Origin of the sequence: Agrobacterium sp. V1, assembly GCF_030518355.1 — a bacterium.
GTDB lineage: Bacteria > Pseudomonadota > Alphaproteobacteria > Rhizobiales > Rhizobiaceae > Agrobacterium > Agrobacterium cucumeris.
This window is the reverse complement of record NZ_JAULSF010000001.1, coordinates 2,068,539-2,083,233: the sequence shown is the minus strand read 5'-3', so window position 1 is coordinate 2,083,233 and position 14,695 is coordinate 2,068,539. Positions and strand designations below refer to the sequence as shown.

The window sequence follows — 14,695 nt, the reverse complement described above, 5'->3', positions numbered from 1 at the left end:
GGTGCAGGTGCGAAAGCTGCGGGACGACGATGAACCTTAGCCCAAGAGAAAAAGACAAGCTTTTGATTTCCATGGCCGCCATGGTGGCGCGCCGCCGGCTGGAGCGTGGCGTGAAGCTTAACTATCCCGAAGCGATTGCGCTGATTAGCGATTTCGTCGTTGAGGGTGCCCGTGACGGCCGTGCCGTTGCAGACCTGATGGAAGCCGGCGCGCATGTCATTTCCCGCGATCAGGTGATGGATGGCATCGCCGAGATGATCCATGATGTGCAGGTGGAAGCGACGTTTCCTGATGGCACCAAGCTGGTGACCGTTCACGAACCGATCCGATAGAGGAGGGTGGCATGGCACTGGAACTGAGGCCCAATTGTGAATGCTGCGACCGCGATCTCGCACCCGACAGCTGGGATGCGATGATCTGCTCGTTTGAATGCACCTTCTGCGTTGATTGTGTGACGGATGTGCTTCAAGGCGCCTGCCCGAATTGCGGCGGTGAACTGGTTCGCAGGCCAGTCCGCCCGGCGGCAAAACTCGTCAACAATCCGGCGTCCACGAAGCGCGTGCTGAAGGCCGAAGGCTGCGCGGCCGCGACCGCCGCCTGAAACAGATAAGGGAGAGCACCATGAAGCCAGGCGAAATCATTGCCGCAGAGGGCACCATCGAGCTCAATGCCGGCCAGCCGACGGTGACGATCGAGGTGGCCAATTCGGGCGACCGGCCGGTGCAGGTGGGCAGCCATTACCATTTCTTCGAGACCAATGCCGGGCTCATCTTCGAGCGTGACAAGGCGCGTGGCATGCGTCTCGATATTCCCGCGGGCACGGCGGTTCGTTTCGAACCGGGCCAGAAGCGGGAAGTGACGCTGGTGCCGCTTTCCGGCAAGCGTGAGGTTTATGGTTTTCGTCAACAGGTCATGGGGAGGTTATGAAATGGCCAGTGCGCATTATCATGGAAGCTGCCAGTGCGGCGACGTCAGCTTCGAGGTCGATGCCGATCTCGATCACACCATTGTCTGCAATTGCTCGCGCTGCAAGCGTCTGGGCTCGACGCTCGCCTTTGCGCCGCGTGAGAAATTCACCCTGCTTTCCGGTGAGGACAAGCTGAGCGAATACCTCTTCAACAAACACCATATTCATCATCTTTTCTGCTCCACCTGCGGCATTGAAAGCTTTGCTTATGCCGATGGGCCGGATGGAACGCCGATGGTGGCGGTGAACGCCAATTGTCTCGATGGCGTCGATCCCCGGGCATTGAAGCCTCAGGCTTTTGACGGCGCGGCGGCCTGAGGATGAGGATGAACCGAAAAAATCTTCTCCTGGCGGCTGTGCTGCTTACCGCAACAGCCGGCTTGTCGATGCCGGCGGCGGCGCAGACCGAGCCGGATTGCAAGGCGCCGGAAACGCAGGCGGACATGACCATCTGCGCCGGCAAGGATTATGAAAAGGCCGACAAGCAGCTCAACGCCGAATATCAGAAGCTGCGCAAGCTGCTTACCGAGCGCGACAAGACGGCGGATGCAGACGGCAAGGGTGCGACCGATGCTCTGGTGACTGCCCAGCGCGCCTGGGTGGCGTTTCGTGATGCCAATTGCGCGCTTGCCGGTTTTCAGGCGCGCGGCGGCTCGATGGAACCGATGCTGATTTCGTCCTGCCTCGCCGAGATGAGCGGCAAGCGCGCTGAAGAGTTACGTCAGCTTGCCGAGGGTTTCTGAACGGCATGGGGCGGCGCATCACGATTGTCGGAAACGGGGAACTGCCGCCGGGCGCGGCTGATTTTATCGACCGTTCCGACATCGTCATCCGTTTCAACGATTGCCGGTCGCTGGGGCCTGGCGGCACACGCACCGATGTGGTGGCCGTCTGCAACACCGGGCGGCCGGGCCATGAGATGACGGAAGGCACCGACTGGCGCGAGAGTGACGGCGTGCGGCAGGCCACCGCCATCTGGTCGGTGCGTGATCCCGCAAAATTTGCCGAAATGGAGCCGGATATTCGCGCGCGCTGGCCGGAACTGACCGATTTCTGCACCGATTATACTCAAGGTTTTGCCGCCATCGCCCGTGAGACCGGCAAGAGCCATATCGTCATTCCCCGCGGCGTACATGAGAGGCTGGATGCGGCGCTCGAAGCCTATAAGCCCGCACCCTATGTCTGCCCCAGCACCGGCCTTTTCACCATCGCCCATGTTCTCGAGAGTGTGAGCGGTGATGGTGACGAGGTGGCGATTGCCGGTTTCGGCCATCAGGGCTGGAGCGGTCACCCATTTGCCGCCGAACAACAGCTGGTCGAGGCCCTTGCGGGCAAGGGCCGGCTCAAAAGAATTTCTCCCACATCGATTTTCTCCGCATCCCAAGGAGCCTGAGCCCATGCCTTACAAGATTTCCCGCGCCGCCTATGCCGGCATGTTCGGCCCGACGGTTGGTGACAAGGTGCGTCTTGCCGATACCGAACTCTTCATCGAGATCGAAAAGGACCACACCACCTATGGCGAGGAAGTGAAATTCGGCGGCGGCAAGGTTATTCGCGACGGCATGGGCCAGAGCCAGGCGACACGGGCCGAAGGGGCTGTCGATACCGTCATTACCAATGTCGTGATCGTCGACCATAGCGGTATCTACAAGGCGGATGTGGGCCTGAAGAACGGCCGTATCCACGCCATCGGCAAAGCCGGCAACCCGGACACGCAGCCGGGCGTTACGATCATCGTCGGTCCCTCGACGGAGGCGATTGCCGGCGAGGGCAGGATCCTGACGGCCGGCGGCATGGACGCGCATATCCATTACATCTGCCCGCAGCAGATCGAGGAAGCGCTGATGAGCGGTGTGACCTGCATGCTGGGCGGCGGCTCCGGTCCGGCGCATGGCACGCTTGCCACCACCTGCACCGGTGCATGGCATATCGAGCGGATGATCGAGAGCTTTGATGCTTTTCCGATGAATCTGGCACTGGCCGGCAAGGGCAATGCCTCGCTGCCCGCGCCGCTGGAGGAGATGATACTTGCCGGCGCGTCGTCGCTGAAGCTGCATGAGGACTGGGGCACGACACCCGCCGCCATCGACAATTGCCTGACGGTCGCCGACGAATATGACGTGCAGGTGATGATCCACACCGATACGCTGAACGAGAGCGGCTTCGTGGAAGACACGGTCGCCGCCATCAGGGGCCGCACCATCCACGCCTTCCACACCGAAGGAGCGGGCGGCGGGCACGCGCCTGATATCATCAAGGTCTGCGGCAATCCCAACGTCATTCCGTCTTCCACCAACCCGACGCGGCCCTATACGGTCAATACGCTGGCCGAGCATCTGGATATGCTGATGGTGTGCCACCACCTGTCGCCGTCCATTCCGGAAGATATCGCCTTTGCCGAAAGCCGCATCCGCAAGGAAACCATCGCGGCGGAGGATATTCTCCACGATATCGGCGCGTTTTCGATCATATCGTCGGACAGTCAGGCCATGGGCCGTGTCGGCGAGGTGGCGATCCGCACCTGGCAGACCGCCGACAAGATGAAACGCCAGCGCGGCCGCCTGAAGGAAGAGGTGGGCGAAAACGACAATTTCCGGGTGCGCCGTTACATCGCCAAATACACGATCAACCCGGCGATTGCGCAGGGCGTCAGCCATGAGATCGGCTCGGTCGAAGTCGGCAAGCGTGCCGATCTTGTCCTGTGGAACCCGGCCTTTTTCGGCGTGAAGCCGGAGATGGTGCTGCTTGGCGGTTCGATTGCCGCTGCCCCGATGGGTGACCCGAATGCCTCCATCCCCACACCGCAGCCGATGCATTACCGGCCGATGTTTGCGGCTTACGGCAAGTTGCGCACCAATTCCTCGGTCACTTTCGTATCGCAGGCGTCGCTGGATGCCGGTCTTGCCCAGCGCCTTGGCGTCGCCAAGAAGCTTTTTGCGGTGAAGAACGTGCGCGGCGGCATTTCCAAGGCGTCGATGATCCACAATTCACTCACGCCGCATATCGAGGTTGATCCCGAGACTTATGAAGTGCGGGCGGACGGCGAATTGCTGACCTGCGAACCCGCCACCGTGCTGCCGATGGCGCAGCGCTATTTCCTGTTTTAACGGGGCGTTGTGTTGAGAACTGTCCTCAGATGGATCGGCGGCGGCGTGCTGCTGATCGTGCTGCTTCTGGTGCTCGGCACTTTGGTGCCGCGCCCCTTTTTCGCCGATGATGCAAGCGGCGTGAGGGATCGCGAAATCCTGCTCTTGTCCAACCCGATCCATACGGACATTGCGCTGCCGGTGGATGATGATCTGCGGCGGGTGTTCTCCGAACTGCAGGAGGATGGGATAGCGGTCAATCATCCCGCTGCCGCCTATCTGGTGTTTGGCTGGGGTGGACGGTCGTTTTATATAGAGACGCCCACCTGGGCCGATCTGAAACCGATGCCGGTGCTGCGCTCGTTTACGTTGGACCGATCGGTGGTGCATGTGGACGTGACGGGAGACTTTCCCGCCGATATGGCCGGAGTGAAACGGCTTCGCATTTCTGAAGAGGGTTATCAGCGTCTTCTCGCGGGTATCAGAGCAAGTTTTGTCAGAAATGACGGCAAGGTCCAACTTGTCCCCGGCGCCGCCTATGGTCTGACGGACGCGTTTTTCGAGGCGAATGGCTGGTTTAATGCGCTGGCCGGCTGCAACACGTGGTCGGCCGCCATGTTGCGCGAGGCCGGTATTCGAACCGGCTGGTGGACGCCCTTGCCGCCGCTGCTGCGCTGGTCGGTCGATCTCTACAATTGATCCCTCGCCGATGCGGCATTTCGTACATTCGATGACTTGAATCCGATTTTTATGCTGCACCGCAGCGCATCTTGCGCTATGGGAACGGCAAAAGAATTCCGCGCGGATTGATCCCAAGCGATCCGCGTAAAACACCTGATCAGGAGAAAAGACATGCTCGGCAAAAAAGTGCCCGCCGTAACTTTCCGCACGCGCGTTCGCGACGAGGCCGTTGGCGGCCCCAACCCGTTCCGCTGGCAGGACATGACCTCCGACGATTATTTCAAGGGCAAGAAGGTCGTTCTGTTTTCGCTGCCCGGCGCTTTCACGCCGACCTGCTCGACGTTCCAATTGCCGGATTTCGAAAAGCTGGCGGGCGAGTTCCGCGCGCTCGGCGTCGATGAGATCTATTGCCTTTCGGTCAACGATGCCTTCGTCATGAATGCCTGGGCCAAGGGCCAGAACCTCGAAAACGTCAAGGTCATTCCGGATGGTTCGGGCGAGTTCACCCGCAAGATGGGCATGCTGGTCGCCAAGGACAATCTCGGTTTCGGCATGCGCTCCTGGCGTTACGCCGCCGTCATCAATGACGGTCTGGTGGAGCAGTGGTTCGAGGAAGAGGGTTATCAGGATAATTGCGAATCCGACCCTTACGGCGTTTCCTCGCCGCAGAACATTCTGGAAAACCTGAAAAGCCGCGCTGCGGCCTGATTTTGGTTTTTGCGAAGGCCCGGCACCGATGCCGTGTCTTCGGGTGCCGACAGGAGGCGAAAACCTCTCCTCCGTCATCCTCGCCCTTGAGGCGAGGATCCATAAGCGTTTGACGGGTGGATCCTCGGGTCAAGCCCGAGGATGACGTCGAAAGTGGAGAAAGGTTTGCACCTGGCCCGGCTGTGATGCCGGGCTTTGTCATTCTTGTGGCCATGTGCCCTGAAATCGCGCCTTGAAATCCCCCCGCCTATCCGGCAAAAATCAGACTCCCAAGACAGTTTTCGAACGGATCATCCCATGCTGCGTGTCACCTCTTACCACCCCGCCGGAACCCCTGGCGACGAGCCTTCCGGTTATGTCACGCTGGCGCATGACCAGCGGCATCTGCGCCGCAAGCTGCTGCATCTGCAAAATGACGAGATGGTGATGCTCGATCTGAAGGAAGCCGTGCTGTTTGCCCATGGCGATCTGCTGGTGGTGGAAAACGGCGATCTGATCGAGGTTCGGGCTGCGGCTGAAAAGCTGTTTGAGATCACGCCGAAGGATCGGCTTCACCTGATCGAACTTGCCTGGCATCTGGGCAACCGGCATCTTTCGGCGCAGATCGAGGAGGAGCGCATTCTCATCCTGCGCGACCACGTCATCCGCGCCATGCTCGAAGGTCTCGGCGCCACGGTGCGCGAGGTGGAAGAACCTTTCCAGCCGGCGCGCGGTGCCTATCACGCCCATGGTGGCCATTCCCATGGTCACGGGCACGGCCATGATCCCCACCATCACGATCACGGCTGATCCGTGAACGACGACCGCGGTGTTGCCGCGCTGCTGCGGCTGATGGCCTGGCTGTCGCCGGCCTTTCCGGTTGGCGGTTTTTCCTATTCCGGCGGGCTGGAAAAGGCGGTTGAGGACCGGCGTGTGCGCGATGCTGCTGAACTGGGCGGCTGGGTGGAAACGCTGCTGCGTCACGGCAGCCTGTGGAACGATGCAGTGTTTCTGGCGGAAGGCTGGCGCAGGGGCCGTGATGCCGCCGCCCTGAATGAAACGGCCAATCTGGCGCGGGCACTGGCCGGCTCGGCGGAGCGATATCGTGAAACGGTGCTTCTGGGGGATGCCTTCGTTGCTGCCGCAGGCGCATGGCCGCATGCGGTTCTCGAGCTTTTGCCGGAGGAATGTCCATATCCTGTCGCCGTCGGCGCCGTGGCCGCCGCGCATGGGGTGCCGCTCAAGGAAACGCTTGCCGCTTTCGCACATGCCGGCGTCTCGCAAATGGTTTCGGCCGGCATCCGCCTCGGCGTGGCAGGCCAGAAGGATGGCGTCGCCATTCTGGCCGCAAGCGAGGCGGTGATTGCGGAGATGGCGGCACGGGCCGTGCAATCCACGCTCGATGATCTCGGCAGCGCCACGATCCTTGCCGATACGGCGGCGATGCGCCACGAGGTGCAGGGCACGCGGCTTTTCCGTTCCTGAAAGTTACGGGTTTGATGGAGCGGGCGCATGCCGCTTGTTTCTTCTCCCCGAGGGGGAGAAGGTCGCGGCAGCGGGGTGAGGGGGCGAGCTCTCAGTTTGTCGCTGGCGTTGCCCCCTCATCCGACCCTTCGGGCCACCTTCTCCCCCCTCGGGGAGAAGAAACAGGCGGCACGGTTCTTGCCTTCTTTTGAAGCGTTGGTTCAAGGCATTAAGGTAGAAAATACCAAAGCATAGTGAAGGAAACACAGTCGTGAAATCGGGCATGAAATCGGGCAATGGCCCGCTGCGCGTTGGCATTGGCGGGCCGGTTGGTTCGGGCAAGACGGCGCTGACGGAAAAGCTCTGCAAGGCGATGAGCGCCGATTATTCCGTCGCCGTCGTTACCAATGATATCTACACCAAGGAAGATGCCGAGGCGCTGGTGCGCATGCAGGCGCTGCCATCGGAACGGATTGTCGGTGTGGAGACGGGCGGTTGCCCGCATACCGCGATCCGCGAGGACGCGACGATCAATCTGCAGGCGATTGCCGGGCTGAATGCGCGCTTTCCGGATCTGGATGTCGTTTTCATCGAATCCGGTGGCGACAATCTCGCAGCGACCTTTTCGCCCGATCTTGCCGATATCACCATCTATGTGATTTCCGTCTGCCAGGGTGAGGAAATTCCGCGCAAGGGCGGGCCGGGCATCACCCGCTCCGATCTGCTGGTCATCAACAAGAAGGACCTCGCGCCTTATGTCGGGGCCGATCTGACTGTCATGGACAATGATGCGACCCGCATGCGCAATGCCATGCCCTTCGTGTTCACCGACATGAAGCGGGGCGATGGGGTGGAGCGCATCGTCGGTTTCCTGAAAGAGCAGGGTGGTCTCTGAGCCATGAATACGCCTCTTCATTTTGGCCCCTATGCCGTGTCCCGCTTTGTCGACGGCGTCTACAAGGCGCCGGTCGGCCATCTCATCCATCGGCAGGGCGAGACGGCGCTGGCCGCGGTTCTCGCCGGGCTTGAAGGCGAGACGGTGGATGTGGACGTCAATTGTTTCGCGCTCTCCGGGCCTGATGGCATCTGGCTGGTCGATGCCGGTTGCGGCACGGCCTGGGGTGCCGCCTATGGTCATGCCCGCGCGGCGCTGATTGCCGCCGGTATTCAGCCGGCCGATGTAAGGCGTGTCATCCTCACCCACATTCACGGCGACCATGCGTTGGGTCTCGTTGATGGTGACAAGCCCTATTTTCCCAATGCGGAAATATGGGTGCCGGAGGCCGATCTTGGCTTTTTCACCAGTGCGGATGCCCGCAAGAGCTTGCCGCCAGCCCGGCAGGGCGGTTTCGATCTCGCCGCCCGGCTGCTCGATATCTGTGGTGCCATGCTGCGACCGATCCCCATGGGCATGATTGCCGAGGATATCGAAGCTATCGCCATGCCCGGCCACACGCCGGGACATGCCGGCTATCTCATCGGCAGCGGCGATAACCGGCTGTTATTGTGGGGTGATGTGCTGCATGTCAGCGGATTGCAGGCTGACGATTCTGAAATCGCTTTCGTTTACGATATCGATTCCGAACTTGCCTATGCCACCCGTCTTGCGGCGCTGGCCGAGGTCGCCGATCACGGCTGGCTGGTATCCGGCGGCCATCTTGGCGGCTTTTTTCATATTGAACGGCAGGGCGATGGCTTCCGCTTCGTGCCGCAGCCGGGTTGATCTGCCCTTTCCGGAACGGCGAAAGGCGGGCTGCCGGCTGGCATCCCGCCTTTCTTCCTCTCCCGCTATCTTCAGATCTGCTTCAATGCTGCGACGTCATTGACCTGCACGATGCGGCCACGCACGGTGACGCCTGATTTTTTCAGCGCCGAGAAGGCGCGTGACAGGGCTTCCGGCGCAAGGCCGAGTTTGCCGGCAAGCAGGCTCTTCTGGAACGGCAGCCGCAGCGAAAAGGATGTCGCATCCCGCGGGCCCTGATTGATGAGATAATGGGCGACGCGTTGTGGCGCGGTCTGCAGCCGATCGTTGGCGATGCAATCCATGGTGCCAAGCAGGCTGTTGGAAAGGCAACGCATGACGGCCTTGGCGATTGCCGGCTCCTGATCGATCAACGTGCGGATTCTCGCGAGCTCGAAACGTGCCACCGTGCAGCTTTCCGCCGCCTGCGCGCTGTAGCGATAGGTGTCGCTGCCGAAAATCAGGCATTCGTTGAACGTATCGCCCGGACCGCTGACGCGCACATCCGCTTCGCGCCCATGCCTGTCCAGCCGGTAAAGGCGGACATAACCCGACAGAACGCAATAAAAATGCTGCGCCGCTTCGCCTTCCTTGAAGAGCACATGGCGGGCGTTGACATTGATGATGGTCGCCGCCTCCATCAGTTTCAACGCCACTGCGTCATCCGCTATCCCGATCAAGGGCGCGCGCAGCAGAATGTTCCTGTCCCTGTTGCTCAGCTTCACGGTCTTGTTCACGTCCATCCGGCTCCCGCTCAAACCTTTTGCCGGGCTGTCCGCAGCGATACGAAACCGGGGATGTTCCGTCTCTCTCACGCCTATCTGCAAAGAACTCATCGCATTATCCTTCGACCGGCAATTCCCGATGCGAGGGAGATTAGCAGTTCACCTGAAAAGCGAATTGATTTCGATCAAACGGGGTTTGACGCTGTCATATTTGAGGGAGCTGGAATGTGACGAGGAATATGGAGCGGGCGGGTGCCGCATGTTTCTTCTCCCCGAGGGGGAGAAGGTCGCGGCAGCGGGATGAGGGGGCAAGGGTCGAGATATACGGAGAGCTTGCCCCCTCATCCGACCCTTCGGGCCACCTTCTCCCCCTCGGGGAGAAGAAACCTGCCGCAACGCCCTGCGATCAGTAACCTCGCCACAAAAAGAAACGCCGGGCACAAGGCCCGGCGTTTCAATCTTCATTCTGCGAGCTTCACTCCGCAGCAAGCGGCGGCAGCCGTAATATATTGCTGCCTTTGTCGCTGGATTTGTCTCCCGAGCCCTTTTCCATGCCGGCGACCCGGGCCTCCAGCGAGGAGAGCGCCAGGCTGTTTTCGCGGGCGATCTCCGAGAGTTTCTCGTTGGAGAGAGCCTCTTCCTCCTCTTCCTTCTTGCCGACGAAACGGCCGAAGAGGTGGGCGAGCAGGCGCGACAGGTCGTCCATGATCAGGAAGAAGGCCGGAACCACGATCAGCGACAGCACGGTCGAGACGATGATGCCACCGATGACCGCGATTGCCATCGGCGCGCGGAATGAGCCGCCTTCGCCGACGCCGAGTGCCGAAGGCAACATGCCTGCCGACATGGCGATGGAGGTCATGATGATCGGGCGGGCGCGCTTGCGGCCGGCCTCGATCATGGCGTGGACCCGTTCCATGCCATGACGGCGCATTTCGATGGCGAAGTCTACCAGAAGGATGGCGTTCTTCGTCACGATGCCCATCAGCATCAGGATACCGATGAGAACCGGCATGGACAGCGCGTTCTGGGTGATGATGAGCGCGACGGCCACGCCGCCGATGGCGAGCGGCAGCGAGAACAGGATGGTGAAGGGCTGGATGACATCCTTAAACAGCAGGATGAGCACCACCAGCACCAGGAGCAGGCCAAGCACCATGGCGTTGACGAAGCCCTGCTGCATTTCGCCCTGCACCTTGGCGTCGCCGCTTTCCGCCAGGCGCACGCTTGCCGGCAGCTTGGTTTCCTCGACGATCCGCTTGAATTCGGCCGTCGAGGTATCGAGCGCCGTGCCGAATGGCACGTCGGAGCCGATGGAGACGACGCGGTTGCGGTCATTGCGCTTGATCGAACTCGGACCTTCCGAATAGTCGATATCGGCGACGCTGTAGAGCGGCACCAGCGACCCGGATGCGGTCTTGATCTTCAGGGCGCGGATGGTGGCAAGATCGCGGCGGGTATCTATGGATGCCTGCACGCGGATCGGAATCTGCCGGTCATCGAGCGAGATTTTCGTCAGCTGGGCGTCGATATCGCCGATGGTGGCGACGCGAACCGTCTGCGAAATCTGCTGCGGCGTGATGCCGAGGCGGGCGATTTCATCCTTGCGCGGGCGGATCTGCAATTCCGGACGCGGCAAGGCGCCTTCCGAGCTGACATTGGCAAGGATGGGCGAGGCGCGCAGGCGGCTTTCGAGAATGCCGACGGCGTCGTTCAGATCCTTCTCGTTCGACGACAGGAAGTTGAAGCTCAGCTCGCGTTCCGCACGGTCGTTCAGCTTGATGATGCGGACATCCGGGATGGTGCGGACCTTGGCGAAGATATCCCGTTCCACATCCCACTGCGGACGTGTGCGGCCCTTTTCTTCCACCTTCGGAAGATATTGGCCGATGAGCGGAATGGAGCCCAGACCCTTGTTGACCAGCACCTTCAGCAGCGAGTGGTCGATATGCTGGAGGATGACGTTGACGGTGGCGCGGCGAAGTTCCAGATCGCCCTTGGGCGAAGCGCCACCAAGAATGAAGACGCTTTCCACGCCGTTGATGTCACGGATGGCATGGAAGATCTCGGTCGTCGTCCGGTCGGTTTCATCCAGCGTGGCATTGGGCGGCAGTTCCACCGAAAGCGTCACACGCGAGGCGTCGTCCGGCGGCAGGAAGCTGCCCGGAACACCGGCGAGAAGAATGACGGAGGCAACGAGGAAGCCGATGGCGCCGATGAGCGTGAGGTACCGCGCCCACCACTTGCGGGTGGTGGCGGAGACCATGCGCGTATAGGCCTTCATCAGCCGGCCGTCATTGTCGTGATGGTCGTCCATCGCGTCTTCGGCGCGCATCAGATAGGCCGCCATCAGCGGTGTGATGAGGCGGGCCACCGCAAGTGAGAAGAACACCGAGAAGGCAACCGTCAGGCCGAACTGTATGAAGTACTGACCGGGAATGCCGGGCATGAACGAGACAGGCACGAAGACGGCAATGATGGTGAAGCTGGTGGCGATGACGGCGAGACCGATTTCGTCGGCGGCTTCAAGTGCTGCCCGATAGGGTGTCTTGCCCATCTTGATGTGGCGGGCGATGTTCTCGATTTCCACGATGGCGTCGTCCACGAGAATACCCGTGGCGAGCGTCAGCGCGAGGAAGCTGACGAGGTTGAGCGAGAAGCCCATCAGGTCCATGATCCAGAAGGTCGGGATCGCGGAAAGCGGCAGCGCCACGGCGGCAATCAGGGTTGCGCGCCAGTTCCGGAGGAAGAGCAGGACGACGATGATGGCGAGGATGGCGCCCTCGATCAGCGTATCAAGCGCTGCCTTGTAGTTGCCATAGGTGAAATAGACGGCGTCGTCGACCATCTGGATCGAGACTTCCGGATGATCCTTGCGGACCTTTTCGAGGCTTTCCGCCACGGTTTCGGCAACCGACACTTCGCTTGCGCCCTTGGAGCGGAACACCGCGAAAGTGACGGCGGGATTGCCGTTGAACCGCGAGAAGGATTTCTGCTCCTGATAGGTGTCGGCAACCGTACCCAGCTCGGAAAGCTTGACGAAGCGGCCGTTGGAGAGCGCGATGGTGGTGTTGGCAAGCTGCGTCACGTCGCGCGTGTCGCCGAGCGTGCGGATCGTCTGCTCATTGCCGCCGATCTGGCCGCGGCCGGAACCGAGATCGATGTTGGTGCCGCGCAGCTGGCTGTTCACCTCGCTCGCGGTAATGCCATAGGCATCGAGTTTTTCGGGGCTGAGCGAAACACGCACTTCGCGGTCCGCACCACCGTAACGGTCGACCTTGCCGATGCCGGACTGGCCCTGCAGCGAGCGCTTGATCGTGTCGTCGACGAACCAGGACAGTTCTTCGAGCGTCATGTTCGGCGAAGAAACGGCAAAGGTCTGGATCGCCTGGCCTTCGACGTCGATCTTGCTGACCACAGGCACTTCGATATCGGCCGGCAGATCGCTGCGGATCTTGTCGATGGCGTCCTTCGTGTCCTGAACGGCCTCTTCCGTCGGCTTTTCGATGCGGAAGACGACCGTTGTCGTCGACTGACCGTCGACTACGGTGGACTGAATTTCATCGACGCCGCTGATGGCGGCGACAGCGTCTTCTATTTCCTTCGTCACCTGCATTTCCAGCTCGGAGGGCGAAGCGCCGCTCTGGGTCACGGTGACGGCAACGACGGGAACGTCGATATTCGGAAAACGGGTGATCGGCAGGGTCTTGAAGGCCTGCATGCCGAGGATCATCAAAAGCGCGAAGCCGAGAAGCGGCGCAATCGGGTTACGGATTGACCATGCGGAGAAGTTCATTTCATTCCCTCAGTCAGTTGGACGCAGCCGTCTGGGCTTCGACCGGTCGGATCCGGTCACCATCACGTACGAATGCTCCAGCTTTCTCGACAACCTTGTCTCCAGCGGCAAGGCCGCTGACAATTTCAATGAAACCGCTGTCTTCTATGCCGGTCTCGATCTTCACCTGCTTGACGACGTCGCCTTCCACCCTGCGGGTGGTGGAGCCTTCGCGTCCGGAGGTCACGGCCGATAGCGGCAGGGCAAGCGCGTTCGTCTCTTCGACGATGATCTCGGCGCTGGCATACATGCCTGAGCGTGCCGGGCTGTTTTCCGGCAGCACCACGTGTACGGAACCGAGGCGCGTCGTCGGATCGACGGTCGGCGACACGAGGCGCACCTTGCCCTCTATTTTCTGGGCTCCGCCGGCAACCGTCAAATAGGCTTTCTGACCGGCCTTGACCTTCTGGATATCGGTTTCCGAGAGATCAGCGACGAGTTCGATCGCGCCGTCCTTGATGACGGTGAAAAGCGGATTTCCGGCACCGCTGGCAATGGCCCCGACCTTGGCGTTCTTGGCGGAGACGATGCCGGCGACAGGAGTTTTCACGCCGGTGCGGGTCAGTTTCAGATCGATATCGTCGATCTGCGCGGCGACGACCTTGATGTCGGCCTCGCCGGCGGACACCGCCTGTCTTGCTGCCTCCAGCCGGGCCTGCGCCACTTGCGCGGCGGCTTCGGTCTTTTCCGTCTCCGAAACCGAACCGGAGCCGCTCTGGCCGAGCTTGGCGGCGCGGTCACGCTGGCGAAGGGCATCGTTGAGGTTGGCCTGCGCTTCCAGCACCTGCGCTTTTGACTGGGTGACGGAGGCTTCTGCCTTGGCCTTGTTGGCCTCAAGTTGGCTCTTTTGTAGCACAAGGCTGTCAGAGGACAGCACGGCCAGAACCGCATTGGCTTCCACCCGGTCGCCGATATCGGCATTCAGCGTGTCGATCGACAGGCCGTCAACCAGCGGCTGGACGTAGATCTCGTCCACGGGGCGGATTGTGCCTGTCGCGATGATGCGGTCCACGAGATCGCGTTTTGCGGCGTGCGCCACGATGATGGAGGGCAGGTTCTGCTGCTTGGCCGGTGCCTGCGCTTCGCCTTCGGCGGCAGCCGAAAAGGGCAGTGCCGTTGCGGAAAGAAGGAGGAAAACAAAGCGGTTGAAGGTAAATTTATGCTGCATGTGTCTTGGCTCGCGCAATATCCGATCGCATGTCCTGCAGCCGTGAGGCGTGTTTTAATAGGTCATGCGATAGCGAATGTGAAACAAGGGATCACAATACTTCCTTTTCGATCCTCCCGATTCAAACGCCCCTCAACGCGAATCTCAAGCACCTTGCCCTTGTGCTTTTTCTACAAGATCAAATCTGGCAGTCTTGTGGGCGGGACTCTAATTGTTGTTGTCGTGCAAATCAATCCGCATAGCCACGATGGTTGGTATACATTTTTGTATAGCGGTAGATGTTGTAATTCGTCAGATGGGTTACCACTGCGTGAGGCGGTCGGGAATTCTGAGAACGCCCG

Annotated in this window: 16 protein-coding genes; 13 read left to right on the top strand and 3 right to left on the bottom strand. The window is 60.7% G+C overall.

The window, feature by feature from the left end:
- Nucleotides 1-29: 29 nt before the first annotated feature.
- From QSV77_RS10185 to QSV77_RS10125, 13 genes are all read left to right on the top strand, one after another.
- Nucleotides 30-332 (top strand): urease subunit gamma, encoded by a 303-nt coding sequence (locus tag QSV77_RS10185; RefSeq protein ID WP_269701847.1) that lies wholly within the window; start codon nucleotides 30-32, stop codon nucleotides 330-332.
- 11 nt (nucleotides 333-343) lie between these two features.
- Nucleotides 344-601 carry a DUF1272 domain-containing protein gene (locus QSV77_RS10180; RefSeq protein ID WP_302733353.1) on the top strand — a complete coding sequence of 86 codons (258 nt, stop codon included), beginning with the start codon at nucleotides 344-346 and terminating at the stop codon, nucleotides 599-601.
- A 20-nt stretch (nucleotides 602-621) separates the two neighbouring features.
- Entirely contained in the window at nucleotides 622-927 is a 306-nt protein-coding gene (locus QSV77_RS10175; protein ID WP_046797816.1) for an urease subunit beta, read from the top strand.
- Between the two features lies 1 nt (nucleotide 928).
- On the top strand, nucleotides 929-1,285 hold the full coding sequence (locus tag QSV77_RS10170; RefSeq protein ID WP_174030238.1) for a GFA family protein: 357 nt from the start codon (nucleotides 929-931) through the stop codon (nucleotides 1,283-1,285).
- Nucleotides 1,286-1,287: 2 nt separating this feature from the next.
- Entirely contained in the window at nucleotides 1,288-1,710 is a 423-nt protein-coding gene (locus QSV77_RS10165; protein WP_302733352.1) for a lysozyme inhibitor LprI family protein, read from the top strand.
- Between the two features lie 5 nt (nucleotides 1,711-1,715).
- On the top strand, nucleotides 1,716-2,360 hold the full coding sequence (locus QSV77_RS10160; RefSeq protein ID WP_302733351.1) for a Urease operon accessory protein: 645 nt from the start codon (nucleotides 1,716-1,718) through the stop codon (nucleotides 2,358-2,360).
- A gap of 4 nt (nucleotides 2,361-2,364) precedes the next feature.
- Nucleotides 2,365-4,074, top strand: a complete 1,710-nt coding sequence (gene ureC, locus QSV77_RS10155; RefSeq protein ID WP_302733350.1) for an urease subunit alpha — start codon at nucleotides 2,365-2,367, stop codon at nucleotides 4,072-4,074.
- 9 nt (nucleotides 4,075-4,083) lie between these two features.
- Nucleotides 4,084-4,752 (top strand): TIGR02117 family protein, encoded by a 669-nt coding sequence (locus QSV77_RS10150; RefSeq protein ID WP_302733349.1) that lies wholly within the window; start codon nucleotides 4,084-4,086, stop codon nucleotides 4,750-4,752.
- Nucleotides 4,753-4,905: 153 nt separating this feature from the next.
- On the top strand, nucleotides 4,906-5,442 hold the full coding sequence (locus QSV77_RS10145) for a peroxiredoxin (protein WP_153516515.1): 537 nt from the start codon (nucleotides 4,906-4,908) through the stop codon (nucleotides 5,440-5,442).
- A 297-nt stretch (nucleotides 5,443-5,739) separates the two neighbouring features.
- Nucleotides 5,740-6,231, top strand: a complete 492-nt coding sequence (ureE, locus tag QSV77_RS10140; RefSeq protein ID WP_302733348.1) for an urease accessory protein UreE — start codon at nucleotides 5,740-5,742, stop codon at nucleotides 6,229-6,231.
- A gap of 3 nt (nucleotides 6,232-6,234) precedes the next feature.
- Nucleotides 6,235-6,906 (top strand): urease accessory protein UreF, encoded by a 672-nt coding sequence (locus QSV77_RS10135; protein ID WP_302733347.1) that lies wholly within the window; start codon nucleotides 6,235-6,237, stop codon nucleotides 6,904-6,906.
- 262 nt (nucleotides 6,907-7,168) lie between these two features.
- Nucleotides 7,169-7,780: an urease accessory protein UreG gene (gene ureG, locus QSV77_RS10130; RefSeq protein WP_065114033.1), complete on the top strand. Its 612-nt coding sequence runs from the start codon at nucleotides 7,169-7,171 to the stop codon at nucleotides 7,778-7,780.
- A 3-nt stretch (nucleotides 7,781-7,783) separates the two neighbouring features.
- Complete coding sequence (locus tag QSV77_RS10125) at nucleotides 7,784-8,608, top strand: MBL fold metallo-hydrolase (protein ID WP_302733346.1); 825 nt, start codon at nucleotides 7,784-7,786, stop codon at nucleotides 8,606-8,608.
- Nucleotides 8,609-8,679: 71 nt separating this feature from the next.
- On the opposite strand, the gene QSV77_RS10120 is transcribed toward QSV77_RS10125, so the two are convergent.
- The 3 genes from QSV77_RS10120 to QSV77_RS10110 form a co-directional block, all read right to left on the bottom strand.
- A complete protein-coding gene (locus QSV77_RS10120; protein WP_142840501.1) occupies nucleotides 8,680-9,369 on the bottom strand; it encodes a Crp/Fnr family transcriptional regulator in 690 nt (229 codons plus the stop codon).
- Between the two features lie 457 nt (nucleotides 9,370-9,826).
- Nucleotides 9,827-13,147 carry an efflux RND transporter permease subunit gene (locus QSV77_RS10115; protein ID WP_271362317.1) on the bottom strand — a complete coding sequence of 1,107 codons (3,321 nt, stop codon included), beginning with the start codon at nucleotides 13,145-13,147 and terminating at the stop codon, nucleotides 9,827-9,829.
- A gap of 13 nt (nucleotides 13,148-13,160) precedes the next feature.
- Nucleotides 13,161-14,354: an efflux RND transporter periplasmic adaptor subunit gene (locus QSV77_RS10110; protein ID WP_142840499.1), complete on the bottom strand. Its 1,194-nt coding sequence runs from the start codon at nucleotides 14,352-14,354 to the stop codon at nucleotides 13,161-13,163.
- Between the last annotated feature and the right edge of the window lie 341 nt (nucleotides 14,355-14,695).

Excerpts from the sequence above, each read along its gene's own strand:
- QSV77_RS10185 (WP_269701847.1), top strand. The coding sequence starts at position 30 with ATGAACCTTAGCCCAAGAGAAAAAGACAAGCTTTTGATTTCCATGGCC.
- QSV77_RS10180 (WP_302733353.1), top strand. The coding sequence starts at position 344 with ATGGCACTGGAACTGAGGCCCAATTGTGAATGCTGCGACCGCGATCTC.
- QSV77_RS10175 (WP_046797816.1), top strand. The coding sequence starts at position 622 with ATGAAGCCAGGCGAAATCATTGCCGCAGAGGGCACCATCGAGCTCAAT.
- QSV77_RS10170 (WP_174030238.1), top strand. The coding sequence starts at position 929 with ATGGCCAGTGCGCATTATCATGGAAGCTGCCAGTGCGGCGACGTCAGC.
- QSV77_RS10165 (WP_302733352.1), top strand. The coding sequence starts at position 1,288 with ATGAGGATGAACCGAAAAAATCTTCTCCTGGCGGCTGTGCTGCTTACC.
- QSV77_RS10160 (WP_302733351.1), top strand. The coding sequence starts at position 1,716 with ATGGGGCGGCGCATCACGATTGTCGGAAACGGGGAACTGCCGCCGGGC.
- ureC (WP_302733350.1), top strand. The coding sequence starts at position 2,365 with ATGCCTTACAAGATTTCCCGCGCCGCCTATGCCGGCATGTTCGGCCCG.
- QSV77_RS10145 (WP_153516515.1), top strand. The coding sequence starts at position 4,906 with ATGCTCGGCAAAAAAGTGCCCGCCGTAACTTTCCGCACGCGCGTTCGC.
- ureE (WP_302733348.1), top strand. The coding sequence starts at position 5,740 with ATGCTGCGTGTCACCTCTTACCACCCCGCCGGAACCCCTGGCGACGAG.
- ureG (WP_065114033.1), top strand. The coding sequence starts at position 7,169 with ATGAAATCGGGCAATGGCCCGCTGCGCGTTGGCATTGGCGGGCCGGTT.
- QSV77_RS10125 (WP_302733346.1), top strand. The coding sequence starts at position 7,784 with ATGAATACGCCTCTTCATTTTGGCCCCTATGCCGTGTCCCGCTTTGTC.
- QSV77_RS10120 (WP_142840501.1), bottom strand. The coding sequence starts at position 9,369 with ATGGACGTGAACAAGACCGTGAAGCTGAGCAACAGGGACAGGAACATT.
- QSV77_RS10115 (WP_271362317.1), bottom strand. The coding sequence starts at position 13,147 with ATGAACTTCTCCGCATGGTCAATCCGTAACCCGATTGCGCCGCTTCTC.
- QSV77_RS10110 (WP_142840499.1), bottom strand. The coding sequence starts at position 14,354 with ATGCAGCATAAATTTACCTTCAACCGCTTTGTTTTCCTCCTTCTTTCC.